At 69.2% G+C, this 25,461-nt stretch carries 20 protein-coding genes and 3 pseudogenes; 11 read left to right on the top strand and 12 right to left on the bottom strand.

All coding sequences use genetic code 11. From position 1 onward, the window contains the following. Positions 1–64: 64 nt before the first annotated feature. The 3 genes from CFB46_RS24975 to CFB46_RS24965 are packed head-to-tail and all read right to left on the bottom strand — an operon-like array spanning position 65 to position 3,928. The gene (locus tag CFB46_RS24975; RefSeq protein ID WP_089501622.1) at positions 65–1,963 is read right to left on the bottom strand and encodes a dipeptide ABC transporter ATP-binding protein; all 1,899 of its coding nucleotides are present in this window, start codon (positions 1,961–1,963) and stop codon (positions 65–67) included. Positions 1,964–1,988: 25 nt separating this feature from the next. Continuing rightward, complete coding sequence (locus CFB46_RS24970; protein WP_027782829.1) at positions 1,989–2,987, bottom strand: isoaspartyl peptidase/L-asparaginase family protein; 999 nt, start codon at positions 2,985–2,987, stop codon at positions 1,989–1,991. Beyond that, positions 2,984–3,928: a MurR/RpiR family transcriptional regulator gene (locus CFB46_RS24965; protein WP_027782828.1), complete on the bottom strand. Its 945-nt coding sequence runs from the start codon at positions 3,926–3,928 to the stop codon at positions 2,984–2,986. The genes CFB46_RS24970 and CFB46_RS24965 overlap by 4 nt, the downstream gene beginning before the upstream one ends. 470 nt (positions 3,929–4,398) lie before the next feature. Here CFB46_RS24965 and CFB46_RS24960 point away from each other — a divergent pair, with 470 nt between their 5' ends. The 5 genes from CFB46_RS24960 to CFB46_RS24940 all read left to right on the top strand — a co-directional run bounded on the left by CFB46_RS24960 (position 4,399) and on the right by CFB46_RS24940 (position 12,047). Then, positions 4,399–5,670: an MFS transporter gene (locus tag CFB46_RS24960; RefSeq protein ID WP_027782827.1), complete on the top strand. Its 1,272-nt coding sequence runs from the start codon at positions 4,399–4,401 to the stop codon at positions 5,668–5,670. A 27-nt stretch (positions 5,671–5,697) separates the two neighbouring features. Beyond that, positions 5,698–8,118 (top strand): glycoside hydrolase family 31 protein, encoded by a 2,421-nt coding sequence (locus CFB46_RS24955; protein WP_089501621.1) that lies wholly within the window; start codon positions 5,698–5,700, stop codon positions 8,116–8,118. Between the two features lie 104 nt (positions 8,119–8,222). Beyond that, the gene (locus CFB46_RS24950) at positions 8,223–9,410 is read left to right on the top strand and encodes a porin (protein ID WP_089501620.1); all 1,188 of its coding nucleotides are present in this window, start codon (positions 8,223–8,225) and stop codon (positions 9,408–9,410) included. Positions 9,411–9,717: 307 nt separating this feature from the next. Then, positions 9,718–11,739: a BCCT family transporter gene (locus tag CFB46_RS24945; RefSeq protein WP_089501619.1), complete on the top strand. Its 2,022-nt coding sequence runs from the start codon at positions 9,718–9,720 to the stop codon at positions 11,737–11,739. Continuing rightward, positions 11,736–12,047: a hypothetical protein gene (locus CFB46_RS24940; RefSeq protein ID WP_027782823.1), complete on the top strand. Its 312-nt coding sequence runs from the start codon at positions 11,736–11,738 to the stop codon at positions 12,045–12,047. Before CFB46_RS24945 ends, CFB46_RS24940 begins: the two co-directional genes overlap by 4 nt. Positions 12,048–12,149: 102 nt before the next feature. On the opposite strand, the gene CFB46_RS24935 is transcribed toward CFB46_RS24940, so the two are convergent. Further along, positions 12,150–12,998 (bottom strand): class I SAM-dependent methyltransferase, encoded by an 849-nt coding sequence (locus tag CFB46_RS24935; protein WP_089501618.1) that lies wholly within the window; start codon positions 12,996–12,998, stop codon positions 12,150–12,152. A gap of 163 nt (positions 12,999–13,161) precedes the next feature. On the opposite strand from CFB46_RS24935, the pseudogene CFB46_RS24930 reads away from it, so the two are divergent. The 3 genes and pseudogenes from CFB46_RS24930 to CFB46_RS24920 all read left to right on the top strand — a co-directional run bounded on the left by CFB46_RS24930 (position 13,162) and on the right by CFB46_RS24920 (position 16,458). Then, positions 13,162–14,620 (top strand): annotated as a pseudogene (locus CFB46_RS24930) (metallophosphoesterase family protein). A 29-nt stretch (positions 14,621–14,649) separates the two neighbouring features. Beyond that, positions 14,650–16,083, top strand: coding sequence for a cytochrome-c peroxidase (locus CFB46_RS24925; protein ID WP_373558204.1), 1,434 nt, complete (start codon positions 14,650–14,652; stop codon positions 16,081–16,083). Positions 16,084–16,179: 96 nt separating this feature from the next. Further along, positions 16,180–16,458, top strand: coding sequence for a hypothetical protein (locus CFB46_RS24920; protein ID WP_027782819.1), 279 nt, complete (start codon positions 16,180–16,182; stop codon positions 16,456–16,458). A gap of 84 nt (positions 16,459–16,542) precedes the next feature. On the opposite strand, the pseudogene CFB46_RS24915 reads toward CFB46_RS24920, so the two are convergent. From CFB46_RS24915 to CFB46_RS24900, 4 genes and pseudogenes are all read right to left on the bottom strand, one after another. Further along, a pseudogene (locus CFB46_RS24915) lies at positions 16,543–16,895 on the bottom strand (PLP-dependent aminotransferase family protein); the annotation flags it as partial. A gap of 19 nt (positions 16,896–16,914) precedes the next feature. After that, on the bottom strand, positions 16,915–17,337 hold the full coding sequence (locus tag CFB46_RS24910) for a DUF6691 family protein (RefSeq protein WP_089501617.1): 423 nt from the start codon (positions 17,335–17,337) through the stop codon (positions 16,915–16,917). 1 nt (position 17,338) lies between these two features. Further along, on the bottom strand, positions 17,339–17,773 hold the full coding sequence (locus tag CFB46_RS24905; RefSeq protein WP_089501616.1) for a YeeE/YedE family protein: 435 nt from the start codon (positions 17,771–17,773) through the stop codon (positions 17,339–17,341). After that, positions 17,763–18,113 (bottom strand): ArsR/SmtB family transcription factor, encoded by a 351-nt coding sequence (locus CFB46_RS24900; protein WP_089501615.1) that lies wholly within the window; start codon positions 18,111–18,113, stop codon positions 17,763–17,765. Before CFB46_RS24900 ends, CFB46_RS24905 begins: the two co-directional genes overlap by 11 nt. A 224-nt stretch (positions 18,114–18,337) precedes the next feature. On the opposite strand from CFB46_RS24900, the pseudogene CFB46_RS24895 reads away from it, so the two are divergent. After that, positions 18,338–18,529 (top strand): annotated as a pseudogene (locus tag CFB46_RS24895) (LysR family transcriptional regulator); the annotation flags it as partial. A 50-nt stretch (positions 18,530–18,579) separates the two neighbouring features. On the opposite strand, the gene CFB46_RS24890 reads toward CFB46_RS24895, so the two are convergent. From CFB46_RS24890 to CFB46_RS24875, 4 genes are all read right to left on the bottom strand, one after another. Beyond that, positions 18,580–19,848: an NAD(P)/FAD-dependent oxidoreductase gene (locus CFB46_RS24890; RefSeq protein ID WP_089501614.1), complete on the bottom strand. Its 1,269-nt coding sequence runs from the start codon at positions 19,846–19,848 to the stop codon at positions 18,580–18,582. After that, positions 19,845–20,078 carry a 2Fe-2S iron-sulfur cluster-binding protein gene (locus CFB46_RS24885; RefSeq protein WP_027782813.1) on the bottom strand — a complete coding sequence of 78 codons (234 nt, stop codon included), beginning with the start codon at positions 20,076–20,078 and terminating at the stop codon, positions 19,845–19,847. The genes CFB46_RS24890 and CFB46_RS24885 overlap by 4 nt, the downstream gene beginning before the upstream one ends. Positions 20,079–20,336: 258 nt before the next feature. Further along, positions 20,337–21,464: an NAD(P)/FAD-dependent oxidoreductase gene (locus CFB46_RS24880; protein WP_089501613.1), complete on the bottom strand. Its 1,128-nt coding sequence runs from the start codon at positions 21,462–21,464 to the stop codon at positions 20,337–20,339. Beyond that, positions 21,461–22,393 carry a 4-hydroxyproline epimerase gene (locus CFB46_RS24875; RefSeq protein WP_089502338.1) on the bottom strand — a complete coding sequence of 311 codons (933 nt, stop codon included), beginning with the start codon at positions 22,391–22,393 and terminating at the stop codon, positions 21,461–21,463. Before CFB46_RS24875 ends, CFB46_RS24880 begins: the two co-directional genes overlap by 4 nt. A gap of 251 nt (positions 22,394–22,644) precedes the next feature. On the opposite strand from CFB46_RS24875, the gene CFB46_RS24865 reads away from it, so the two are divergent. Both CFB46_RS24865 and CFB46_RS24860 read left to right on the top strand, forming a co-directional pair. Continuing rightward, on the top strand, positions 22,645–23,565 hold the full coding sequence (locus CFB46_RS24865) for a dihydrodipicolinate synthase family protein (RefSeq protein WP_089501612.1): 921 nt from the start codon (positions 22,645–22,647) through the stop codon (positions 23,563–23,565). Between the two features lie 226 nt (positions 23,566–23,791). Then, positions 23,792–25,417 (top strand): APC family permease, encoded by a 1,626-nt coding sequence (locus CFB46_RS24860; protein WP_089501611.1) that lies wholly within the window; start codon positions 23,792–23,794, stop codon positions 25,415–25,417. Positions 25,418–25,461 lie beyond the last annotated feature (44 nt).

Raw genomic sequence — 25,461 nt, 5'->3', positions numbered from 1 at the left:
GGGCGTTTCGGTTTCGACTGCCTGCGGGTTCGTGCGCCGTCGTCGCGGCGCACGATTCCACCACTCAATACGCGCCGCCGACGCGATGCGTCGCGACGTAATGATCGGGGCCGACCGCGACGAGCGGCGCGACGACCGGCTCGTCGCCGACCGCGCGGATCGGGCTCGGAATCTCGTCCGCCGCGAGCTGGCGCGGCGCATGCCGGCGCGCGGGGTCGGCCACCGGCACCGCACTCATCAGCTTCCTCGTGTACGGATGCTGCGGCGTCTCGAACACCGCGCGGCGCGGGCCGATCTCGACGATCTGGCCGAGATACATCACCGCGACGCGATGGCTGACGCGCTCGACCACCGCCATGTCGTGCGAGATGAACAGGTACGCGACGCCCAGCTCGCGCTGCAGGTCGAGCATCAGGTTGACGATCTGCGCCTGCACCGACACGTCGAGCGCCGACACCGACTCGTCGGCGATCACGACCTTCGGGTTCAGCGCGAGCGCGCGCGCGATCGCGATCCGCTGGCGCTGGCCGCCGGAGAATTCGTGCGGATAGCGGCGTGCGGCTTCCCGCGGCAGGCCGACCTTGTCGAGCAGCCAGTCGACCCGCGCCTGCGCTTCGCTGCCGCTCGCGACGCCGTGCACGAGCAGCGGCTCCATGATCGAGAAGCCGACGGTCAGGCGCGGGTTCAGCGACGCGAACGGGTCCTGGAAGATGAACTGGATGTTGCGGCGCAGCGCCTGCAGGTCCGGGCCCTTCAGCGCGCTGATGTCGCGGCCGTCGAATTCGATCGAGCCGCTTTGCGATTCGACGAGGCGCAACAGCGAACGGCCGGTGGTCGACTTGCCGCAGCCCGATTCGCCGACGAGCGCGAGCGTCTCGCCCGCGCGCAGCTCGAAGCTCACGCGCTCGACCGCATGCACGTATTGCGACACGCGGCCGAACACGCCGCTCTTCACCGGAAAGCGCGTGACGAGATCGCGCACGCGCAGGATCGGCGGCGCGGCAGGATCGACGAGCGGCTGCGCGTCGTTCGCGGCGGACGCCGTGGTCGAGGCCGTCGCGTTCGTGCCGTCCACCTTGAGCAGCGGGAATTTCTCGGGTACGTCGGTGCCCTGCATCGAGCCGAGCCGCGGTACGGCCGCGAGCAGCGCCCGCGTGTAGCGATGCGCGGGCGTCGCGAAGATGCGGTCCGACTCGCCCTCCTCGACCTTCTCGCCGCGGTACATCACGAGCACGCGGTCGGCGACCTCGGCCACCACGCCCATGTCGTGCGTAATGAAGATCACGCCCATGTTCATTTCGTCCTGCAGCCCGCGGATCAGTTGCAGGATCTGCGCCTGGATCGTCACGTCGAGCGCGGTCGTCGGCTCGTCGGCGATCAGCAGCGCGGGCCGGCACGACAGCGCCATCGCGATCATCACGCGTTGCCGCATCCCGCCCGACAACTGGTGCGGATAGCGTGCGAACACGCGGCGCGCTTCCGGGATGCGCACCAGATCGAGCAGCCGCAGTGCTTCCGCGCGCGCTTCGGCGGCGCCCTTCGACTGGTGCAGCGCGATCGCCTCGCTGATCTGGTCGCCGACCGTAAACACCGGGTTCAGCGACGTCATCGGCTCCTGGAAGATCATCGCGATGTCCGCGCCGCGGATGCCGCGCATCGTCGCGCCACTCGCGCGCGCGAGATCGACCAGCGCGCCGCCACGGCGCCGGAACGCGATCCGGCCGCTCGTGATTTCGCCGCCGCCGTGCTCGACGAGCCGCATCAGCGCGAGCGACGTGACCGACTTGCCCGAGCCCGATTCGCCGACGATCGCGAGCGTCTCGCCGCGATCGACGTGAAACGACACGTTGCGCACCGCGTCGAACGTCGCGCCTTCGCGGCGGAACGTGACCGACAGATCGTCGACGGCCACCACGCGCTGCTCCGGCAGCGTCAGGACCGACAGGTTACGGCTCGAAGTCATGCGTATCTCCTCGTGCGATCCGGGATCAGGCCGCGTCGTCGCGGTAGATGCCGACGACCGGCGCTTCACCGACGCGCGCATAGCCGCGGTACATCCCTTCGGTGTTGAACGGCATCGCGACGTTGCCGTGTGCGTCGACCGCGATGATCCCGCCGCGGCCCGCCAGGCGCGGCAGCTTGTTCATCACGACGTCGTGCGCGGCATCGGCGAGCGACGCGCCGCGATATGCGATCTGCGCGGCGACGTCGTAGGCCGTCGCGAGCCGCATGAACATCTCGCCGGTGCCCGTCGACGATACCGCGCAGGTCGCGTCGTCCGCATAGCAGCCGGCGCCGATGATCGGCGAATCGCCGACTCGCCCCGGCTGCTTGTTCGTGATGCCGCCCGTCGACGTCGCCGCCGCGATGTGGCCGTTCAGGTCGCACGCGACCGCGCCGACCGTGCCGTGCTTGCGGTCCGGATCGAGCGGCTCGGCCGGCTGCGGCTGTTGCTGCGACTGGCCGAACACGAAGGTCGCCGCATCGTGATCGAGCATCGCGCCGGCCGCCGCGCGCGCCTTCACCCACTGCGCATGCCGCGATTCGGTGTCGAAGTAGCCGGGTTCCGCCAGTTCGAGCCCCTGCGCGGCCGCGAACGCATCCGCGCCCGCGCCGGCGAACAGCACGTGCTCGCTCGCCTCCATCACGCGCCGCGCGGCGAGCACCGGATTGCGCACGCGGGTCGCGCAGCAGATCGCGCCGGCGCCGAGCGTCGCGCCGTCCATGACCGCCGCGTCGAGTTCGTGCTTGCCTTCCGCCGTATAGACGGCGCCGCGCCCGGCGTTGAACAGCGGACAATCCTCGAGCATCCGCACCGCGACGGTGACGGCGTCGATCGCGCTGCCGCCCTCGGCCAGCACCTGTTGCGCGGCCTGCAGGATCGCGGTGAGTTCGGCGCGGTACCGACGTTCGGTGTCGGTATCCATCGCTTCGCGCAGGATCGTGCCTGCGCCGCCGTGAATCGCGACGATCGCGGGTGAAGTCATGATTTTTTCGGACGTGGGAAAGAAGGGTTGGCGGCCGGCAAGGCCGCTTGCGGCTGCACGAGCCACGGCAGCAGGAATTCGGTCATTTCGGCGGCGGATTTCGCGGACCGGTGAGTGCGCAGCGCGACCGCATCGATCAGCGCCTCGATCATCGTCAGCACGGCGGCTTCCGACGTGGCCGCGAAACGCCGCTCGGCCTTGACGTACAGGTTCAGCGACGCGATCGGCGCGAGCGGCGATTGCGGGCCGTCGGAGATGCCGAGCACGCGCGCGCCGCGCGCCGCCGCACGACGGGCCAGCTCGATCGTGTCCTTCACGTAGCGCGGAAACGCGAGCGCGATCACGAGATCGCGCGAATCGGCCGTGTACAGACGTCGCGCCGCATGCGACGGGCCGCCGAGCAGCGCGAGCGATTGCACGCTGTCATGGCAGACGGACAGCCCGTGCTCCATCAATCCGGTCAGGAACGCGCTCGATCCGGCGCCGAGAATCAGCACGCGCCGCGCGCCGACGATCGCCTCGACCGCCGCCTCGACATCGGCCGCGTCCAGCTGCGCGCGCGTGTTCTCGATGTTGGCGGCAGCCTGGTCGAACACCGCGTCGATCCATGCGGCGCCGCGTACGCCGGACTCCTGCTCCTGCGCGGAACGCAGCCGTTCGACCGGCCCGAGCGTGGCCTCGAAGCCGCGCACGAGCGCCGCGCGCATTGCCGGATAGCCGTCGAAACCGAGCGCCTTCGCGAAGCGGTTCGCGGTCGCGATCGACGCATTCACGGCCTGCGCGAGCTCGTCGATCCGCATCGTCGCCGCGCGAAACGGGTTCGCCAGCACGAATTCGCCCATGCGCCGGTGAATCGGCGTCAGCAACGGCATCGCCGACGCGATCCGCTCGGCGATCGCGGGTTCGTCGTGACTGACATCGGGCGGAACGAGAGGCGTCATGCGAAGGGTCGTTGCAAGGTTCGATGAAAATCAATTTACACAATCTGCTCCATGAAAAGAAATAAATTTTCATCAGGGTTGTCACGCCCCGTCCGGCATGCGCCGACCGTCCGGACGATCCTCCGGCCCGCCGCACGGGCCTTTGACGGGCGACTGCCTGCGCCGCCGCTCGTGCGGCCGCCACCGCTCCCCGGGAAAACCCCGAGTACGTTCGTTCGAATGCAGATTCACGTTGACCGGATTCGTATTCGAACATAGGATGTTCGAAAATGATCAGTCGTCAGATAACATTGCAGTTCGATGACGATGAAATGTTCGCTCGAACACCGTAATTTCGATATGAACCGGTAAAAACCGGCACGCATCAAGATCGGACATCGTACGAACAAAACGAAACAAGCCATCCTGGACGGATGGCCCTCATGGACCGGGCAGGCGCCGCGCGCCGCCCTCCCTGACAGGAGACAGCAGTGAAGACAGTCAAGGCGTTGCGCTGGTGGATCATCGTGCTCGTGTGTCTCGGCACGATCCTCAACTACCTCGCACGGAATTCCCTCGCGGTGCTCGCGCCCGAGCTCAAGCAGGTGTTCGCGATCTCGACGCAGCAGTACTCGTACATCGTCGGCGCCTTCCAGATCGGCTACACGATCATGCAGCCGGTATGCGGGTTCATCGTCGACCTGATCGGGCTGCGGCTCGGGTTCGCGCTGTTCGCGATGCTGTGGTCGGTAGTCGGCGTCGCGCACGGCTTCGCGTCGGGCTGGCTGTCGCTCGGCGTCCTGCGCGGCTTTCTGGGCCTGTTCGAGGCGGCCGCGATTCCGTCGGGGATGAAGGCCGTCGCCGAATGGTTTCCCGATCGCGAGAAATCCGTCGCGGTCGGCTACTTCAACGCGGGCACGTCGCTCGGCGCCGCGATCGCGCCGCCGCTCGTCGTGTTCCTGTCGATGCGGTTCGGCTGGCAGGCCGCGTTCATGGTCACCGGCGCGCTCGGGTTCGTGTGGGCGGCGCTCTGGTACACGCAGTACCGGTCGCCGGCCGACCATCCGCGCCTCACGCCGCAGGAACGCACGCTGATCCGCGAAGGCCAGGCCACGATGCCGCCCGTGTCGAAGCGCCGCATCCGCGACGTCGTCACCGCGCGCCGCTTCTGGGCGATCGCGCTGCCGCGCTTCTTCGCGGAACCCGCCTGGCAGACCTTCAGCTTCTGGATTCCGCTGTACCTCGCGACCGAGCGCCACATGCCGCTCACGCAGATCGCGGTGTTCGCGTGGATGCCGTTTCTCGCGGCGGACCTCGGCGGCATCGCCGGCGGCTACCTGTCGCCGTATCTCGCGACGCGCTTCAAGCTGCCGCTCGTGTGGTCGCGCGTCGCCGGCGTCGCGCTCGGCGCGGTGCTGATGCTCGGCCCCGCGCTAATCGGCCTCGTGTCGTCGCCGTACACGGCGATTGCGTTGTTCTGCGTCGGCGGCTTCGCGCATCAGATGATCTCCGCGCTCGTCAACACGCTGTCGGCCGACGTCTTCGATCCCGAGGAAGTCGGCACCGCGAGCGGCTTCGCCGGGATGGCCGCGTGGATCGGCGGCCTCGGCTTCTCGCTGCTGGTCGGCGCGCTCGCCGACAAGATCGGCTATGCGCCGCTGTTCGCGTGCCTCGGCCTGTTCGACATCATCGGCGTCACGCTGCTCGCGGTGCTGATCCGCGGGCAGTCGAAGCAGGAACGCCTGCTCGCGCAGCACGCCTGACGTCCGTTTTCACCAGGAATCGCATTCATGACTTCGCTCCTTCATCCGCCCGTGTTCCGCGTCGCCGGCCACCACGCGAACCGCGTGCTGCTCGCATCCGAAACGGGCGCCACCCTCGAAATCTTCGTGCTCGAGGACGACATCGTGCGCGTGCGCGTGCTGCCCGACGCGACGGCGCGCACCCCGCGCACGTGGACGATCGCGCCCGGCCTCGACGACGTGCCGCTCGACGGGCGCGACCGCCTCGACCTGAGCGACTTCACGCTGCCCGCGTACGAGCTGGCCGAAGACGACGCCGCCGTGCACATCGAAACCGCGCAGATCCGGCTCGCGGTGCGCCGGCAAGGCGGCCATTGCACGTGGTCGATGCGCGGCGCGGACGGCGCATGGCGCGTCGCACTCGCCGACCGCGCGACGCAGGCGTACAACTTCGGCTGGTGGGACGATCGCGCGTATCACTACGTCGCCCGCGAGCGCGGCGACCAGGTATTCGGCCTCGGCGAACGCGCAGGCGAACTCGACCGCACGGGCGCACGCTTCGAGATGCGCAACATCGACGCGATGGGCTACAGCGCGAAGCACACCGACCCGCTGTACAAGCACATCCCGTTCTACATCACGTGGTCGTCCGAGGCGTGCCAGGGTTTCGGGCTGTTCTACGACACGCTGTCCGACTGCTCGTTCGACATGGGCCGCGAGCTCGACAACTATCACGGGCTCTACCGCTATTTCGTCGCCGAGCACGGCGATCTCGACTACTACTTCATCGCGTCGCCCGATACGCCGCTCGCGGCCGCGCGGCGCTTCACGTGGCTCACCGGGCGCCCCGCGCGCACGCCGAAATGGGGGCTCGGCTATTCGGGCTCGACGATGAGCTACACCGACGCGCCGGACGCCCAGCAGCAGATGAACCAGTTCGTCGAGCACTGCGACGCGCACGACATCCTGTGCGATTCGTTCCACCTGTCGTCGGGCTATACGTCGATCGGCGCGAAGCGCTACGTGTTCAACTGGAACCGCGACAAGTTTCCCGATGCGAAGGGTTTCGTGCAGCACTATCGCGACCACGGCATCCGCCTGTGCGCGAACATCAAGCCGTGCCTGCTGCGCGACCATCCCGCCTTCGACGAAGCCGCGCGGCGCGGCCTGCTGATCCGCTCGGCATCCGGCGAACCCGCATGGGTGCAGTTCTGGGACGAAGTCGGCGCGTATCTCGACTTCACGCAGCCGGACACCTACCGCTGGTGGCGCGAGCAGGTCACGTCGGCGCTGCTGGAATACGGGATCGAGTCGACCTGGAACGACAACAACGAATACGAGATCTGGTCGCCCGACGCGATCGCGCACGGCTTCGGCCAGCCGTTTCCGGCACGCGAGGCGAAGGTGCTCCAGACGATGCTGATGATGCGCGCGTCGCGCGACGCGCAGCGCACGCATGCGCCGACGCGCCGGCCGTTCCTCGTGTCGCGCTCCGGCGGCGCGGGCATGCAGCGCTACGTGCAGACGTGGTCCGGCGACAACTTCACCTCCTGGGAAACGCTGCGCTACAACCTGAAGATGGGCCTCGGGCTCGCGCTGTCGGGCGTGTCGAACATCGGCCACGACATCGGCGGCTTCTCCGGCCCCGCGCCGTCGCCCGAGCTGCTGCTGCGCTGGGTGCAGTTCGGCATCTTCATGCCGCGCTTCAGCATCCATTCGTGGAACGACGACGGCACCGTCAACGAACCGTGGATGTACCCGGAGATCACCGCGCAGGTCGCGTCGTTGATCAAGCAGCGCTACCGGCTGCTGCCGTACCTCTATCACCTGTTGTGGCTGTCGACGACGCGCTACGAGCCCGTGCTGCGGCCGACCTTCGCCGATTTCCCCGGCGATGCGCGCTGCTACGACGCATGCGACGACATGATGCTCGGCGACGCGCTGCTGGTCGCGCCGGTCGTCGATCCCGGCCAGACCGAACGCACGGTGTACCTGCCGTCGGGCGCACGCTGGACGTGCTGCGCGAGCGCGCAGTCGTTCGACGGCGGCGGGAGCGTGACGCTGCCCGCGCCGCTCGACACGCCGGTGATGCTGCTGCGCGAAGGCCGCGTGCTGCCGCTGAACGTCGCGGAACAGCATTTCGGTGCGCGCGCCGATATGCGCGGCTTCCTCGTCGCACCGCGGATCGAGGACGGCGTCGCGTCCGGCGAATGCGTCGAGGACGACGGCGAGACGGAAGCATGGCGCGATGGCGAATACGGACTGTGGCGCATCGAGACCGGCCGCGAGGCGTCGGGCGTGCTCGGCGTGTCGGTCCGCTGGGAAGGCCGCGCGGCGCGCCCGGCCGATCGCGTCGAGATCCTGCTGCCCGCGTCGCTGCACGGCCAGGTTGCCGTGCGCGGTGCGCGTGTCGAGCAGGATGCGCGGGACGGTGCGTGGCGCCGCCTCGTCGTCGCGTTCGACCACTGAGCAAACCCGATCAGGCGGGCCGTTCGCCCGGCCTGCCGCCTGCCACAGAGGAGGCATTCAACCTCCCGCCCCCTTGAAAAGATGAAGAGACCCGGAGATCGACAATGAAAGCACCCGTCAACCGTTACGCAATCCTGATTTTATCGGCCGCGTCGCTCGGCACGGCCACCGCCCACGCGCAAAGCAGCGTCACGCTGTACGGCGTCGTCGACGATTCGCTCGCGTACGTGAACAATCAGCAGGGCCACTCCAACGTGTACATGCGCGACGGCAACCTGTATGCGTCGAAGTTCGGGCTGCGCGGCGACGAGGATCTCGGCGGCGGCACGCACGCGATCTTCGACCTGCAGTCCGGCTTCAACCTGAACAACGGCGCGCAGGCCGCCGCCGGCACGATCTTCAACCGCCAGGCCTTCGTCGGCCTGCGCAACGTTCGCTACGGCACGGTGACGGCCGGCCGCCAGTACACGCCCTACTTCCTGTTCGTCGGCCCATACGCATCGAGCAGCTGGCTGACCGGCGCGACCGGCGCGCATCCGGGCGACATCGACGGCCTCGACACGACGATCCGCGTGAACAACTCGGTCACCTATACGTCGCCGACCTTCGCCGGGCTGAGCGCGAGCGCGATGTACGCATTCGGCGGCATTGCCGGCGCGACCGGCAAGGGCAACACGTTCAGCGCCGCGCTGCGCTACGCGAACGGGCCGATCGGGATCGCGGCCGGCTACCTGCGGATCAACAGCTCGGGCTCGTCCACGGGCTTCCTGAATCCGGCCACCGCATCGTCGGGCAGCTTCGCGGTATCCGTGCTGAATCAGGGCTACCTGACCGCGAAGGCCGTCGAGCAGGTCGCGGCGGCCGGCAACTATACGCTCGGCGACCTGACGATGGGGCTCAACTATTCGAACGTGAAGTACCTGCCCGGCAACGGCTCGACCTTCACCGACACGGCCGTGTTCAACACCTACGGCGCGCTTGCCGCGTACCGCTTCACGCCGACGTTCTCGGTGGCCGGCGCATTCGCGTACACGCTCGCGTCGAAGGCGAACGGCGTCGCAAGCGCGGCCCGCTATCAGCAGTATTCGCTGAAGGAGTCGTACAGCCTGTCGAAACGCACGACGCTCTATGCGCTGCAGGCGTACACGCATTCGAGCGGACAGACGCTCGGCGCGCAGGGCGCCGGCCACGTCATCGATGCGGCGCCGATCGTCGGCGATTCGCAGCAGCTCACGCCGTCGACGACGCACGGCCAGTTCGTCGGCATGGCCGGGATCGCCGTCACGTTCTGAACCCGTCCGACGGCGCCTTCCGCGCGCCGTCTCCGGCACGGACGATGCGCTTGCCGCGCGCGTCGTCCGGCCGCCGGCTACGCATTCGCCGCGTGTTTTCCCCGCCTCGCCGGCCCGCCGCGCGCACCGCGCGGGTTTTCTCGATCGCCCCGATACCTTACAATCCGTCAGGTTTTTCCTTTCTGCATGCCCCTTCTTGCAGTCCTGACACCGCGGTACACTCGACGCACGCCGTATCAGGGTCCGACACGCGACGTGCGCGCCGGACGGCGTCGCGCTTCGTTGCGCCCACAACTGGATGCCCGCCATGCCGGATTCCCGTCCATCGCCCCGCACGACATTCAAGCCGCAGGTCGTCCTGCCCTCGCTCGCGGTCATCGGTGCACTGCTGGCCGTCTGTGCACTGCTCCCGAGCGAAGCCGGCACGCTGTTCTCCGCCGGCCAGCAATGGGTCATCGCCCGGTTCGACTGGTTCTACGTGCTCGCCGTCACCGGCTTCCTCGTATTTCTCGTGCTGATCGCCGCCAGCGACTTCGGCAATATCCGGCTCGGCCCCGACGATGCCGAACCCGAATTCAGCTTCGTGTCGTGGACGGCGATGCTGTTCGCGGCCGGCATGGGCATCGGCCTGATGTACTTCGGTGTCGGCGAGCCGATGCAGCATTTCCTGAAGCCGCCGACCGTCGATCCCGGCACGTCCGCCGCTGCACGCGAGGCGATGCTGATGACCTTCTTCCACTGGGGCTTCCATGCGTGGGCGATCTACGGGCTGATGGGGCTCGTGCTCGCGTACTTCGGCTTCCGCTACAACCTGCCGCTCACGCTGCGCTCGGGGTTGTATCCGGTGCTGCGCGAGCGCATCGACGGCTGGATCGGTCACACGGTCGATGCGTTCGCGCTCGTCGGCACGGTCGCCGGGATCGCGACGACTCTCGGCTACGGCGTGATGCAACTGAGCGCGGGGCTGCATACGGTTGCCGGGTGGGACACGGGCAGCAACGTGTTTCGCATCGGGCTCGTCGTGATCGTGGTGCTGCTCGCGGGCCTGTCGGCCGCCAGCGGCCTCGACAAGGGCGTGCGCCGGCTGTCGGAGCTGAACCTGCTGCTTGCGTTCCTGCTGCTCGCATTCGTGGTGGTCGCGGGCCCGACGGCATTCCTGTTCCGCGCGCTCGGCGACAACATCGGCCAGTACCTGTCGAGCCTCGTCGACCTGTCGTTCCGCACGTACGCATACGCGCCGCCGCGCGAGGAAGGCTGGTTCGGCGGCTGGACGATCCTCTACTGGGCGTGGTGGATCTCGTGGTCGCCGTTCGTCGGCATGTTCATCGCGCGCATCTCGCGCGGCCGCACGATCCGCCAGTTCGTGATCGGCGTGCTGCTCGTGCCGACCGCGTTCAACCTCGTCTGGATGACCGTGTTCGGCAACAGCGCGATCTGGCTCGACACGCACGGCGCGGCCGGCGCGCTCGCGCAGACGGCCACCAACGTCGATGCGCTGCTGTTCCGCTTCTTCGATTTCCTGCCGCTGTCGCAACTGCTGTCGATCGCCGCGATCGTGCTGATCGCGGTGTTCTTCGTCACGTCCGCCGATTCGGGCGCGTTCGTGATCGACCAGATCGCGACGCGCGGCAACGCGCATTCGCCGGTCTGGCAGCGGCTGTTCTGGGCCGCGCTGCTCGGCGTGACGGCCGCGGTGCTGCTCGTCGCGGGCGGGCTCGGCGCGCTGCAGGCGATGACGCTGATCGCCGCGCTGCCGGTCGCCCTCATCATGCTCGCGCTTTGCTACGGGCTGTGGCGCGGGCTCGCGGCCGACCGCGCGCACTATTCGCAGGACATCGCGCCCGCGGCGAGCTTCTGGACCGGCCAGCACTGGCGCCATCGCCTGACGCACATCCTGCGGCAGACGACCGAGGTCGAGGCGCGCCAGTTCGTCGCCGAGACGGTCGAGCCCGCACTGCGCAAGGTCGCCGACGAGCTGCGCGCGAGCGGCGTCGATGCGCACGTGCAGCGCGACGGCGACGATGCGGTGCGGCTCACCGTGCCGACCGCCGAACACCGCGATTTCGTGTACGGCGTGCGCGTCACCGCGAAATCCGCGGCGGCGTTCCTGGTGCGCGAGGCGGCCGAGCCGGACGAGTCGCGTGCGCACGTCCATGGCATCGTCACGTTCTTCGAGGACGGCCGGCTCGGCTACGACGTCGAATACCTGCGTGGCGACGAAGTGATCGCCGACGTGCTGCGCCAGTACGAACGCTACGTGTCGCTCGCCGCGGACAAACGCACGCACCTGCTGAGCCGTGCGCCGGGGCACGCGACGGAGGCCGAATGAGCGGGCTGCTGCAAAGCCGCGCCGTCGACGTCATCGCACTCGGCACGCTCGCCGTGCTGTACCTCGGCGGCGCCGGCATCGCGCTGTGGCGGATCCGCGCCGCGGCGCCGCTCGGCAAGGCCTACTGGATCGTCTGCGCGGCGCTGCTCGCCGGCGGCGCCGTCGCGATGGGCGGCAACCTGTCGCCGGTACCGAACAGCGGCGAAATGCCGCCCGGTTTCGCGCTCGGTGTCGAGGCCGTCCTGCTCGGACTCGCATTGGTCGCCGGTGGCTGCGCGTGGCTGATGCTGCGCGCGCGCAAGCGCTGACGCCCGCGCGTCGCGCGGCCCCGCTTCGTCACGCGGGCACGGTCGCGCGCGGGGCGAACGGGCGGCCGATCCTTCCCTGATCCGCGGCCTTCACGCTACACATCATGCGATCGGCGCACGCGCCGTCACGAGCCAGCACGCCGCATCGAAACGCACCTCGGCGCCATGCACGTACGGCTCGAACGCCGCGCGCATCGTGTCGATCACGCGCCGCCGCGTCGCTTCGTCCGTCGCCGGCAATGCAAGGCCGACCGGGCCCAGCCGGGCAATGTAGTCATCCAGCGAGGACGCCGGCAGCACGCACGCCCGGTCGACCGGCTCGATCGCAACGTCGGCCCAGCCACTGTCCGACAGCACCGATGCGATCCGCCGCCGGTCACCGAACGCAAACTGCCCCGGTGCGCCGGGCTGCCGCGCGGGCAGGTTCGGCAGCAGCGGCGCGGCCGCCCGCTCGGCCGTCGTCATGAACGGGTTGTCGGCCGCGCCACGCCATGCGACGAACCGCATCGGCGAGCCCGGGCGCGCCGCCCGCCGCAGGTTCGCGAACGCCCGCACCGGATCGTCGAAGAACATCACGCCGAGGCGCGACACGATCAGGTCGACGCTCGCCGGTTCGAACGCATGCGTCTGCCCGTCCGCGCACACGAACCGGGCGCGCAGGCCGCTGCGTTCGGCACGCGCCCGAGCGGCGTCGATCATTCGCGCCGAAATATCGATGCCCGTGCACTGCGCGTTCGCACCGAGCCGCCGCGCGATCGCGAGCGTGACCGCGCCCGTGCCGCAGCCGACATCGAGCACGCTGCTGGCGGACGACGCTGCCGCGGCATCCGCCAGCAGCGTTTCGAATGGCTCGAACATCCGGTCCAGCGGCGCCTGCGCATCGACCCATGCGCGCCCCGACGGACCGTTCCATAGCGCCGATTGCGCTTCGTTGGGCCGGTTGGCTTCCATCGTCGATCCCCTTCCGATTCATTGATGACGAACCGGACTGTGCTGCTTCAAGCCGGCTTGAAGTCAAGGCCGGCCAGTGCGCGCCCCGTCAGCCCCGTTTTTCACATTTCTTACATTCGCGCTGCGTATCGTTGACGACTTTCCTACGGTGCCTCCGCCTCCCATGCGACGATTCCTCACGCGCGCGCTGCTCGTGCGCTGCGCCCCTCTTGTTGCCCTCGCTGCATTGTCCGCGTGCTCGAATCACATCGATACGCCGGACGATCCGGCCAGCGCGTCGACCAACGTCCAGGCCGCATGGGTCGAGATCGGCGATGCGAACCAGGCGATCGCGCGCGTCATCACCAACTACACGCCCGCGTCGGCCGGCGATCCGCCGTGCCCGCAACTGGCCGTCGACGGCAAGCTGTCGCGCATGGCGCTGCGCGCGGGCGCCGCGACCGTCGCCCAGCGGCCGACCGCCAGCGACCCGGCCGATTCGAAACCGTCGAGCTTCCCGGTGTCCGTCTGCGAGGCGACGTTGCCCGCCGGCGCGCAGGCGGCCAGCGTCGCGGGCCGTATGCTGCCGCTGCCGAAAGCGCAGCCGCAGCGCATCGCGATCATCGCCGACACGGGCTGCCGGATGAAGAAGGCCGACAACGCATGGCAGGCGTGCAACGACGCCGCGGTCTGGCCGCTCGACACGATCGCGGCCAACGTCGCGAAGCTGTCGCCCGATCTGGTGCTGCACGTCGGCGACTACCACTATCGCGAGAACGCGTGCCCGCCGGACATCGCCGGCTGCAAGGACAGCCCGTGGGGCTATGGCTGGGATACGTGGCAAGCCGACCTGTTCCGCCCGGCCGCGCCGTTGCTCGCGAAGGCGCCGTGGGTCGTCGTGCGCGGCAATCACGAGGAATGCGCGCGTGCCGGCCAGGGCTGGTTCCGCTTCCTCGACCCGCGCCCGTATTCGGCCGCACGTTCATGCGACGATCCGGCCAACGACAACAACGCGAACTATTCGGAGCCCTATGCGGTGTCGCTCGGCGGTGGATCACAGGTGATCGTGTTCGACACCGCGAAGGTCGGCCGCGCGCCGCTGAAGACGACCGACGCGCAGTTCGGCATCTACCAGAAGCAGTTCCAGACGGTCGCATCGCTCGCGTCGAAAGCCGGCATGACGACGACAATCTTCACGAACCATCATCCGATCCTCGCGTTCGCGCCGATCGCCGGCAGCACGCCGGCGCCGGGCAATCTCGCGCTGCAGTCGGTGATGTCGAGCCTCAACGCGCAGGCTTACTACCCGCCGAGCGTGCACGTCGCGCTGCACGGCCACGTGCACGATTTCCAGGCGATCAACTTCTCGTCCGGGCACCCGGCGACGATCGTGTCCGGCAACGGCGGCGACAACCTCGACGTCGCGCTGCCCGACCCGTTTCCGGCCGGCCTGACGCCCGCGCCGGGCGCCGTGATCGAACGGCTGTCGCACAACAACAGCTTCGGCTTCCTCATCATGGAGCGCCGCGCCGGCGACGGGCTGGGTTTTCCATGCGTATTCGGCGGCAGGCAAGCTGCTCGCGTCGTGCAACCAGTCGGGCACGACGCTCGCCTGCGACAAGACGGGGTTCATCGCGCCGTGAGTGACGAGGTTCGACGGAATGGCGATTTGATGCGTGCGGTCGGTTGGCGTGCGCTGACGGTGAAAACACGGCCGTGCACCGGCTCGGTTCCGGCGGCGGGTTCCGCTGCCGCGCGCGGCCGGCGAACGGTTCGCACGCTTTCGGCCGCGACGCTCGCCGGCCTGGCGCTCGCGGCCCACGCCGCGCCGGCCGAAACGGTCCTGCTTCCCGGCGCGCCGCCGTCGCGCGTCGTCGACACGATCGGCAACGGCACGCCGCAGGTGACGGGCAAGATCGACGCGGCCACCGCGCGCTTCGCGCCCGACCCGACGCTCGTCGCGCTCGGCCGCCGGATCTTCTTCGACCCGCGGCTGTCCGAGCCGCGCGGCATGTCGTGCGCGGGCTGCCACGATCCCGGCCGCGCGTTCGCGCCAACACTGTCGGCCGCGTCGCTCGCGGGGCCCGGCGTGCCGGAAGGCAGCCGGCCCGGGCGCTTCAGCCAACGCAATGCGCCGTCGCTGCTGTATGTCCGCTACGTGCCGCGCCGCCACTTCTACCAGGACGACGACGCACCGGCCCCGGCGCCGTTCGGCGGCCTGTTCAGCGACGGTCGCGCGGATACGCTCGCCGAGCAGATCCGCGGGCCGCTGTTCGATCCGAACGAGATGAACAACCGGTCGCCGGCCGCGCTGCTGCGCAAGGTCGATGCGACCGAACTCGCGCCCGATCTCGCCGCGCGCTTCGGCGCGCCGGTGCGGCGCGATCCCGAGCAACTGGTGCGCGCGCTGGGCTCGGCCGTCGAAGCCTATCTGCAGAGCGACGAGATGGCGCCGTTCACGTCGCGCTTCGACGCGTTCCTGCGCACGCGCACGCCGCTCGCGCCGGCCGAGATGCGCGGCCTTGCGCTGTTCCGCAATCCGGACAAGGGCAATTGCATGACCTGCCATACGCTGTCGGACACGTCGAGCCGCCCGGAGCGTTCGCTGTTCACCGATTTCGGCTACGACGCGATCGCGGTGCCGCGCAACCGTGCGCTGCCGGCGAATCGCGATCCGCGCCATTTCGACAACGGGCTGTGCGACACCGCGCGTCGGCTGCGCTGGCCCGAACCGACGCAATGGTGCGGCTACCTGCGCACGCCCGGGCTGCGCAACGTCGCGGTCAAGCAGACGTTCATGCACAACGGCGTGTTCACGACGCTGCGCGACGCGGTCGCGTTCTACAACACGCGCTCGACCGATCCCGGCTTCTGGTATCACGGCGCCAGGACGTTCGACGACGTGCCGGCCGCCTATCGCGGCAACATCAACGTCAACTCGACGCCGATGAACCGCCGGCCCGGCACGCCGCCCGCGTTGACCGACGCGGAAGTCGACGACATCGTCGCGTTCCTCGGCACGCTGACCGACGCGCGCTATACCGGCCGCGCCGCCTCGGCCGCTCCCGACGCGCGGATCACGCGCACCGCCGCGCCGGCGCGCTGACCTTGGCCGAACGGCCAGTCGACGTGTCCCCGCTTGCAGTTACCGCAAACACTGGTTATATTTACAGTACTGTATTTATGAACAGTGAGGCGCACGATGGAACATCTGGTCCGTATCGTCAACGACACCGATCGCCAAGTGCTGGCGTGGCTTCGTGCCCAGGTCGGCGATGCCCGCGTCGAGCGGGCGGCGCGTCAGCTCGGGCATACGCGCAAGCCCTTTCCGTCCGCCGTGTGCCGGTATCTGGGCATGAGCGCGCCGGCCACGCTGCGGCCGGCGCCCGCCCGGCCGCGCGCGGCCCGCGATTTCTCGGTCGGCGATCGCTACCTGTCGCTGATCCGCCAGCACCTCGCCACGCACTCGGTCGGCCGATGAAATGGCGGCGGCTTGCCGCTTCGGTACCGCATCCGGCCGGCGCACTCGCGTATTCGCAAGTCCGGCCGGCCGCCACCGTCGCACTTAGGCGGCCGCCATGGCTTCCCGTACGAGGCGGCCGAGTGTGTCGAACGCTGCCTCGTGCGCCGCATCGAACACGCACATGCAGGCGAGCCGGATATAGCCGTCGAAACGGTCCGAATGCGAGAAGATCGAATCGGGCGCGATCTTGATTCCGTACGCCAGTGCGGCATCGAACGGCGCATCGGGGCGCATGCCTTCCGGCAACGCGATCCACGGCAGCATCCCGCCCGGCGGCGGGGTCATCCACGTTGCCTGCCGGGAAATGCCGTGCAATCGCGTCAATCCAATCGTCACGTCGCGCTGTGCGCGCAACCGTTCGCGGAACCCCGGTGCAGGTGCTGATCGAACACACCCAGCGAGCGTGCCCCTGCCTCACCGCCCGTTCCGCCGGCGCTCGATCCACTCGAACAGCGCCATCCCGGCCAGCATCGCGACGACGAACCCGAGCCCCTTGGCCGACCCGAAGCCGATCGACACGATCGCAGGTCCCGGGCAAAACCCGGCGAGCCCCCAGCCGATGCCGAACACCGCACTTCCAGCGACCAGGCGCACGGTAATCGCCCGCAACGCCGGCAACTGCATCGGCAAGCCGAGCCATGACCGTGTCCGGCGCTTCGCCCACGCGAACGCGAACACCGCAACACCGGTCGCGCCCGCCATCACGAACGCGAGCGACGGATCCCAGCGGCCCGCCAGGTCGAGGAAACCGAGCACCTTCTGCGGATTGGCCATGCCCGACACGATGAGGCCGACGCCGAACAAGAGGCCGGCCAGAAACGCGAATCCTGCCTGCATGTCAGCCCCCCAGCACGTGCCGCCGCACGAATACGGTCACGAAGCCCGCGACCATGAAGGTCGCCGTCGCGACCACCGAACGCAGCGCGCCACGCGACATCCCGCATACGCCGTGGCCGCTCGTGCATCCGCCCGCGTACCGCGTGCCGATCCCGACCAGCAGCCCGGCCGCCAGCAGTTCGAACCAGCCTGCATCGACCTGCGGCGTCAGGCCTGCTCCGGCAACGCGCATCACGAAGGGGGCGACGATCAGCCCGGCGATGAACGCGACGCGCCAGCCGCGCTCTGCGCCGCCCGCCGTCAGCAAGCCGCCGACGATCCCGCTGATGCCGGCGATCCGGCCGTTGAACGCGACGAGCCATGCCGCCGCGAGCCCGATCAGCACGCCGCCGGCCAGCGACAGCCATGGCGTGAAATGAAGCGCATCAACCTGCATCGCGCGCCTCCTTCGCGGCCGTCCCGCAAAACTGTTCGTAGAGCACGCCCATCACCGCGATCGCGGCCGAGCTGTCCAGCGAATAGTGGATGTTCTTGCCTTCGCGGCGCGTACGAACCAGCGCGTTGTCCCGCAACACACCGAGCTGCTGCGATAACGTCGGTTGATGGATGTCCAGTCGCGCCTCGAGATCGCTCACGCAGCGCTCGCCCTGCGACAGTTCGCAGAGCAGCAGCAGCCGGTCGGGATTTGACATCACCTTGAGGAGCGCGCAGGCCGACTCGGCGGCGGCGCGCATTTGATCGGGCCCGGGCGGCCCGGCGGGGAGATCGTCGTTCATCGGAGCGGGGAATACGGTTAAAGAATCAATATTATATTATTTTGTATATTGTCGTATCCCGCTGCTTGCCGGATCGCCAATTCGCTGCCCCCTTTCGATCAGCACTGCCTGCCCGCCATTCCGTCGGCGGCCGCCGCACGTACAGCATCGGGGCGCACCACGCCGAGCGCCGGCGCCGCGATTGCCGCGATCACGCATGGCGCGGTAACGACGGTGAACGCGCTCGCGCCGCACGGCGCTTCGCGCAACTGAACGCGATCCGGATTCTGCCGATGGAGCTAAAGGGCCAGGGCGCGGTGTCGATGTACTGGCGCCCCGACAGCGTGAACCGCGCCGCCGTGGCCGCGACGATCGAGTGCCTGCGCGCCAATGCGGCGCCGCAGGTCTGCGAATGGGAAAAAGTGAAGATCGAGTAACGGGCACGGCCCGCCGCGAACCGGCCCGCTTCACTGCGACGCTGCACGCGTCATGCGCCGTCGCAAGACCCCGTGCCGTCGAGCATCAGCGTGCCGACCCGCGCGGGCACGAGCGGCGTGCGCGGCGCCGGCGGCGTCCAGCCGAACAGTGCCTGCGCGGCCGCGCCGCACACGCGGCCCTGGCACGCGCCCATCCCGCAACGCGACTGCAGTTTGGCGGCCGTCCAGCCCGGTTCCCGTGCGACCGCATCGAACCGCACGTCCTCGCAACGACACAGCAGCGTGTCGGGCCGTGCGAGCCGGCGGATCGGCTCCCGGATCGCGAAGCGCTCACGGACGGCATCCGCGAAAGCCTGCCAGTGCGCGCGCCGTGCGACGAGTTCTGCCAGCCGTGCGGTCTGGCCGGTCGCCGCGTAGCCGGCGATTTCGCCTTCGGCCATTGCCAGTTCGCTGCCGCCGACACCCGTGCATTCGCCCGCCGCGAAATACCCGTCGCGGCTGGTGCGCTGGTGCGCGTCGACCGCCACCGCGCCGTTCTCGACCCGGCAGCCGAGATGGCGCGGCAGCACGGTGTTCGGCACGAGGCCGAAGCCGCACGCGAGCCGGTCGCAGTCGACGTCGAATTCGCGGTCGCCGTGCCGGATCCGCACGCGTTCGAGCCGCTGGTCGCCGAATGCCTCGACGACGTGCGCAGCGGGTCGATACGCCGACGTGACGAGCTTCGCGGCCTGCGCGAGCTTCGACGGCCAGCGCCACAGCCCCGCGCCGAAGCGGGCCACGTCGCCCCATGCCGCCTGTTCGAGCACGTGCGATACATGTGCGCCGGCCTGCCGGGCCGTCGCCGCGCTCGCCAGCAGCAGCGGCCCGCTGCCCGCGATCACCGTGCGCTGCCCGCGCACCTCGAGCCCGTACTTGATCAGCGCCTGCAAGCCGCCCGCACCGGTCACGCCCGGCAGCGTCCAGCCCGGAAACGGCAGCAGCAGTTCACGGGCGCCGCAACAGAGAATCAGCGTCCGGAAATCGAGCAGCAGCCCGCGTTCGTCGTCTTCGAGCAGCAGCGTGCCCGGCTGCGTTTCGGCGACGATGCGCGTCGCCGCGAGATGCGTGACGTTCGGCTGCCGCAGCACGGCGAGGCGTTCGGCGGCGGCCGGCGTCGGTGCCGCCGCTGCCGGCTGCCGCCAGATCTGCCCGCCCGCGCGCGGATTGTCGTCGACGATCGCAACGGTCGCGCCGCTGCGCGCGGCGGCCCGTGCCGCCGACAACCCGGCCGGCCCCGCGCCGACGATCGCGACGTCGACGCTCAGTCGTTCCTGTTTCATCGCGTGCGCTCCACCCGCATCCCGTCGCGGCACAGCGTCTGGCAAGCCAGCCGGCGGCGGCCGTCGATCGTCATCCTGCACTCCTGGCAGATGCCCATTCCGCAAAAAGGCGCACGCGCCGAGCCCGTGCACGACACGCGCGTCGTGTCGTCGCCGCTCGCCGCGACGGCGGCCGCGACGGTCGCGCCGTCGGCCACCGTCAATGCACGGCCGTCCAGATGAATGATCATGTCAGCCTCCGCCGGGCCATCCCAAGGTGGCTGACCGCCCCCGTCGGGGACGCCTTGCATGGGACCGGAGTAAGCGCTGAAGCGCCAACTTCGGTCGGCAGCGAACGAACTGAACGTGGAGGTCGTTTCATGTCAACCTCCGCCGGGCCGCGCCAAGGAGGCTAACCGCCCCCGTCGGGGACGCCTTGCACGGGACCGGAGTAAGCGCTGAAGCGCCAACTCCGGTCGACAGCGAGCGAAGTGAGCGTGGGGGTCGTTTCATGTCAGCGCTCCGGCTACAAGGGACGCGGTCAGGAAGCGTCCCGGCAAATACGGTTCGATATCGATGGGCGGCCGTTCGCCGGCCATCAGCGCGGCGACGAGCCGCGCGCTGCCCGGCGCGGTCGTCACGCCGAGCCCTTCGTGCCCGAGCGCGAGCCATACGCCCGGCCGCGCCGGGTGCTCGCCGAGCAGCGGCAGGCCGTCGGGGCTCGCGGAGCGAAAACCCGTCCATGCACGGATCCCGTTCAGGTCGGCCAGATCCGGCAGGTAGCCGACCGCGCGGCGCAGCATGCGCGCGAGCACGGGCGGCTCGACCTGTGCATCCTCGGTGTCGAACTGGCGCGACGAGCCGATCAGCAACTGGCCGGTCGGCCGCGGCTGCACGTTGAACGCGACCGACGTGCCGTCGCTCGCATGCGCGCTCGCCGCATAGCCGAGCTCGACGAGCTGGTGCGACACATGGCCCGGATAGCGGTCGGTAATCAGCAGATGGCCCTTTTTCGGGCGCAGCGGCAATTCGGGCAGCAGCGTGCGCGCCGCCACGCCGTTCGCGACGACCACGCGCTCCGCGCGCAGCACGTCGCCGCTCGCGAGCGTCACGTTCGGGCCATCGACCGCGACGGCCCGCTCGCGGCGCAACGTGACGCGCGGCGCGCGCTGCAGCAGCCAGTTCGCCGTGACGGGCGCATAGAGGATCGCGTCGCCCGGAATCTTCAGCGCGCCGCCGAGGCCCGCGCGCAGCATCGGCTCCAGTTGCGCGAGCGCTGCCGCGTCGATCAGCTCGCCGGCCACGCCGTGCGCGGCGAGCGTCGCCTGCTTCGCGCGGGCGAGATCCATCTCGTGCGCATCGGCCGCGAGCCATAGCGTGCCGCAGTTGCGGTATGCGCAGCCGTCGGGCATCTCGCCGCTCAACGCGCGCCACAGTTCGATCGAGTAATGGCTCAGCGCGAGCTCGGCCGCGTTGTCGTCCATCGCGACGAGGTGCCCCATGCCCGCGCCGGTCGCGCCGCCGCTCGCGTCGTCGACGACGAGCACACGCAACCCGCGCTGGGCGAGTTCGTGCGCGCACGCCGCGCCGACGATGCCGGCGCCGATCACGACGACGTCGGTCTTCGTTTCGCTCACGACCCGATGCCCCAGCCGAACGGATCGTCTTCGTCGATCAGCAGCGTCGCTTCCGCGCTCAGGTGGGCGCTGCCGCGAATCGTCGGCACGATGCCGCCGTCGGCCAGCTCGTAGCTCGCCTGGAACACGCTGCCGATCACGCTCGCCTGCCGCCACACGGCGCCCGGCGCGAGCTTGCCGTCGGCCGCGAGGCACGCGAGCTTCGCGCTCGTGCCAGTGCCGCACGGCGAACGGTCGTAGGCGAGGCCCGGGCACAGCACGAAGCTGCGACTGTCGTGCTGGGGATCGTCGGCGAACAGTTCGATGTGATCGATCTCGCCGCCGTTCGCGCCGGTGATGCCCGCGCGTTCGAGCCCTTCGCGCACGGCCGACGCATACGCGGTGAGCGCCGCGACGTTGTCGCCGGCGACGCGCTGCCCGTGGTCGCTGATCAGGAAGAACCAGTTGCCGCCCCACGCAACGTCGCCCTTCACGGGGCCGTATCCCGGCACGTCGAGCGCGACGCCCTGCGCGTGGCGATACGCGGGCACGTTGCGCACGCTGACCGACAGGTCGTCGTGCAGCGTCGCCTCGACGGTGCCGACCGGTGTCTCGATCCGGTGCACGCCGGGCGCGATGCGCCCCATGTGATGCAGCGTACGCACGACGCCGATCGTGCCGTGCCCGCACATCCCGAGATAGCCGCTATTGTTGAAGAAGATCACGCCGGCCGCCGCGTCGGCCGCGACCGGGTCGCACAGCAGCGCGCCGACCAGCACGTCGCTGCCGCGCGGCTCGAGGATGCACGCGGTCCGATAACGGTCGTGTTCGCGCGCGAGCACGTCGCGGCGCTCGGCCATCGTGCCGTTGCCGAGCGCCGGAAAACCGGACACGACGAGCCGAGTGGGTTCGCCGCCCGTGTGCGAATCGATGATCTGGATACGCTTCATCATGAGCTGTCCGAAGTGGGGAAAGGAGCATAGCTTCCTCCGTCGCGCGTCCGTCCGCTTGTGGCTTTTCGATGAGGACGACGACGAAATCGGCATAGTGCGATGCGCCCTTCGCGCCCCCGCCGGTCGCTGTGCCGATTTCGTCATTTTGCTCCGCGATACGACTCAAGCGTGATGGGCGTTTGCGCGGCGATACTGGTTGCCACACCGACACACCCGTCGGCCGACCGATACGAACGTAGGAGATTTCAGTGAGCCGCAAAGCCATTCAGTGGACCGGGGTTTTCCCGGCCGTCAGCACCCAGTTCAAGCCGGACTTCTCCCTCGACATCGACGCCACGCACCGCGTGGTCAAGAACCTGGTGAACGACGGCGTGTCGGGCCTCGTGGTCTGCGGCACGGTCGGCGAAAACACGTCGCTGTCGACGAGCGAGAAGCTCCAGGTCATCGAAGCCGCACGCGACGCGGCCGCCGGCAAGATTCCGGTGATCGCCGGCATCGCCGAATTCACGACCGACTTCGCGCGCAACACGGTGCGCGAAGCGCAGCGCGTCGGCGTCGACGGCGTGATGGTGATGCCCGCGCTCGTGTACTCGGCGAAGCCGCACGAAACCGCCGCGCACTTCCGCGCGGTCGCGACGAGCACCGACCTGCCGGTGATGGTCTACAACAACCCGCCGATCTACAAGAACGACGTGACGCCCGACGTGCTGATCGCGCTGCAGGATTGCGAGAACATCGTCTGCTTCAAGGATTCGTCGGGCGATACGCGCCGCTTCATCGACCTGCGCAATGCGGTCGGCGATCGCTTCGTGCTGTTCGCGGGCCTCGACGATGTCGTGGTCGAGAGCATCGCGGTCGGCGCCGAAGGCTGGGTGTCGGGCATGTCGAACGCGTTCCCGAAGGAAGGCGAAACGCTGTTCCGCCTCGCGAAGCAAAAGCGCTTCGACGAAGCGCTCGCGCTGTATCGCTGGTTCATGCCGCTGCTGCACCTCGACGCACGCCCGGACCTCGTACAGTGCATCAAGCTGTGCGAAGAGCTGGTCGGCCGCGGCAGCGCGGTCACGCGTCCGCCGCGCCTCGCGCTGCAAGGCGACACGCTCGCGGAAGTGAAGGCCATCGTCGCGAAGGCGCTCGAAACGCGCCCGGCGCTGCCCGACGTCGGTCTCTGATCGACGCCCCTGCGGCGGCGCGCGGGCTTGCCCGGTGCGTCGCCATCCGCGGTCCGGCATGGCCTGCGGTCCCGCTCGCCCCGGCGCCAGCCCGCGCCGCGCGTGAACGGGCCATGGCCCGCCCCGGTCGTTCGAACCGGGCGACGCCGGCCGGCAGGCGTGCGCGCTGCTCCGTCGGAGCGCGCGCCACGCGCGCCTGCACCGACATTCTCCAGGAGACACGCCCATGCCAGGCCAAGGCAATGCTCACCCGTCTGTCCCGCTTTCCCGTTCCGCGCACCCCGACGCGGGTCACGGCAAGTTCAAGAAACAGCTGTCGCTGACCGATCTCACGTTCATCGGTCTGGGCGCCATTTTCGGTTCGGGGTGGCTGTTCGCCGCGAGTCACGTGTCGACGATCGCGGGCCCGGCCGGCATCTTCTCGTGGCTGCTCGGCGGCTTCGCGGTGCTGCTGCTCGGCATCGTCTACTGCGAACTCGGCGCCGCGCTGCCGCGCGCCGGCGGCGTGGTGCGCTACCCGGTGTTTTCGCACGGCCCGCTGCTCGGCTACCTGATGGGCTTCATCACGCTGATCGCGTTCTCGAGCCTGATCGCGATCGAAGTCGTCGCCGCGCGCCAGTACGCGGCCGCGTGGTTTCCGGGCCTGACGGTCGCCGGGTCGAGCGACCCGACCACACTCGGCTGGCTCGTGCAGGCCGCGCTGCTCTGCTTCTTCTTTTACCTGAACTACTCGAGCGTGAAGACGTTCGCGAAGGCGAACAACATCATCAGCATCTTCAAGTTCATCGTGCCGCTCGCCGTGATCGGCGTGCTGTTCACGTTCTTCAAGCCGGCGAACCTGACCGTGCACGGCTTTGCGCCGTTCGGCATGCCCGGCATCGAGATGGCCGTGTCGGCGGGCGGCATCATCTTCGCGTACCTCGGGCTCACGCCGATCGTGTCGGTCGCGAGCGAGGTGCGCAATCCGCAGCGCACGATCCCGATCGCGCTGATCCTGTCGATCCTGCTGTCGACGCTGATCTACGTGCTGCTGCAACTCGCCTTCATCGGCAGCATCCCGACGGCGATGCTCGCCGCCGGCTGGCACGACGTGAGCAAGGCATTCTCGCTGCCGTACCGCGATATCGCCCTCGCGCTCGGCGTCGGCTGGCTCGCGGTGATGGTCGTCGCCGACGCGATGATCTCGCCGAGCGGCTGCGGCAACATCTACATGAACGCGACGCCGCGCGTCGTCTACGGCTGGGCGAAGACGGGCACGTTCTTCAAGGTGTTCACGCGCGTCGACGAAGCGTCGGGCATCCCGCGCGCGGGCCTGTGGCTCACGTTCGGCCTCGCGATCTTCTGGACGCTGCCGTTCCCGTCGTGGGAAGCGCTGATCAACATCGTGTCCGCCGCGCTGGTGCTCAGCTATGCGGTCGCGCCCGTGTCGGTCGCCGCGCTGCGCCGCACCGCGCCCGACCTGCCGCGGCCGTTCCGCGCGAGCGCGTTCGGCATCACCGGCCCCGCGTCGTTCGTGATCGCCGCGCTGATCGTCTACTGGTCGGGCTGGAGCACGGTGTCCTGGCTGCTCGGCCTGCAGATCGTGATGTTCGCGATCTATCTCGCGTGCCGCCGCTGGGTGCCGACCGCGCACCTGAGCCTCGCCGAGCAAGTGCGTTCGTCCGCGTGGCTGATCGCGTTCTATGCGGCGATGATCGTGCTGTCGTATCTCGGCGGCTTCGGCGGCACGGGCCGGCTCGCGCATCCGTACGACACGGTCGTCGTCGCGGCCGTCGCGCTCGTCATCTACTACTGGGGTGCCAACACGGGCGTCCGTTCCGACAAGCTGCAGCTCGACGACGACGAGGACTGACGCGTCCGCGCCCTTTTCCCCTTCCATCGGCCGGGCGCAGCACG

Source organism: Burkholderia sp. HI2761, from assembly GCF_002223355.1.
Taxonomy (GTDB): Bacteria; Pseudomonadota; Gammaproteobacteria; order Burkholderiales; family Burkholderiaceae; genus Burkholderia.
Note: the sequence above shows the minus strand (reverse complement) of the source record. Positions and strands in the feature narration are given on the sequence as shown.

Excerpts from the sequence above, each read along its gene's own strand:
- CFB46_RS24910 (WP_089501617.1), bottom strand. The coding sequence starts at position 17,337 with ATGCAGGCAGGATTCGCGTTTCTGGCCGGCCTCTTGTTCGGCGTCGGC.
- CFB46_RS24860 (WP_089501611.1), top strand. The coding sequence starts at position 23,792 with ATGCCAGGCCAAGGCAATGCTCACCCGTCTGTCCCGCTTTCCCGTTCC.
- CFB46_RS24945 (WP_089501619.1), top strand. The coding sequence starts at position 9,718 with ATGCCGGATTCCCGTCCATCGCCCCGCACGACATTCAAGCCGCAGGTC.
- CFB46_RS24875 (WP_089502338.1), bottom strand. The coding sequence starts at position 22,393 with ATGAAGCGTATCCAGATCATCGATTCGCACACGGGCGGCGAACCCACT.
- CFB46_RS24970 (WP_027782829.1), bottom strand. The coding sequence starts at position 2,987 with ATGACTTCACCCGCGATCGTCGCGATTCACGGCGGCGCAGGCACGATC.
- CFB46_RS24905 (WP_089501616.1), bottom strand. The coding sequence starts at position 17,773 with ATGCAGGTTGATGCGCTTCATTTCACGCCATGGCTGTCGCTGGCCGGC.
- CFB46_RS24965 (WP_027782828.1), bottom strand. The coding sequence starts at position 3,928 with ATGACGCCTCTCGTTCCGCCCGATGTCAGTCACGACGAACCCGCGATC.
- CFB46_RS24955 (WP_089501621.1), top strand. The coding sequence starts at position 5,698 with ATGACTTCGCTCCTTCATCCGCCCGTGTTCCGCGTCGCCGGCCACCAC.
- CFB46_RS24920 (WP_027782819.1), top strand. The coding sequence starts at position 16,180 with ATGGAACATCTGGTCCGTATCGTCAACGACACCGATCGCCAAGTGCTG.
- CFB46_RS24950 (WP_089501620.1), top strand. The coding sequence starts at position 8,223 with ATGAAAGCACCCGTCAACCGTTACGCAATCCTGATTTTATCGGCCGCG.
- CFB46_RS24935 (WP_089501618.1), bottom strand. The coding sequence starts at position 12,998 with ATGGAAGCCAACCGGCCCAACGAAGCGCAATCGGCGCTATGGAACGGT.
- CFB46_RS24925 (WP_373558204.1), top strand. The coding sequence starts at position 14,650 with ATGCGTGCGGTCGGTTGGCGTGCGCTGACGGTGAAAACACGGCCGTGC.
- CFB46_RS24900 (WP_089501615.1), bottom strand. The coding sequence starts at position 18,113 with ATGAACGACGATCTCCCCGCCGGGCCGCCCGGGCCCGATCAAATGCGC.
- CFB46_RS24890 (WP_089501614.1), bottom strand. The coding sequence starts at position 19,848 with ATGAAACAGGAACGACTGAGCGTCGACGTCGCGATCGTCGGCGCGGGG.
- CFB46_RS24885 (WP_027782813.1), bottom strand. The coding sequence starts at position 20,078 with ATGATCATTCATCTGGACGGCCGTGCATTGACGGTGGCCGACGGCGCG.
- CFB46_RS24975 (WP_089501622.1), bottom strand. The coding sequence starts at position 1,963 with ATGACTTCGAGCCGTAACCTGTCGGTCCTGACGCTGCCGGAGCAGCGC.
- CFB46_RS24940 (WP_027782823.1), top strand. The coding sequence starts at position 11,736 with ATGAGCGGGCTGCTGCAAAGCCGCGCCGTCGACGTCATCGCACTCGGC.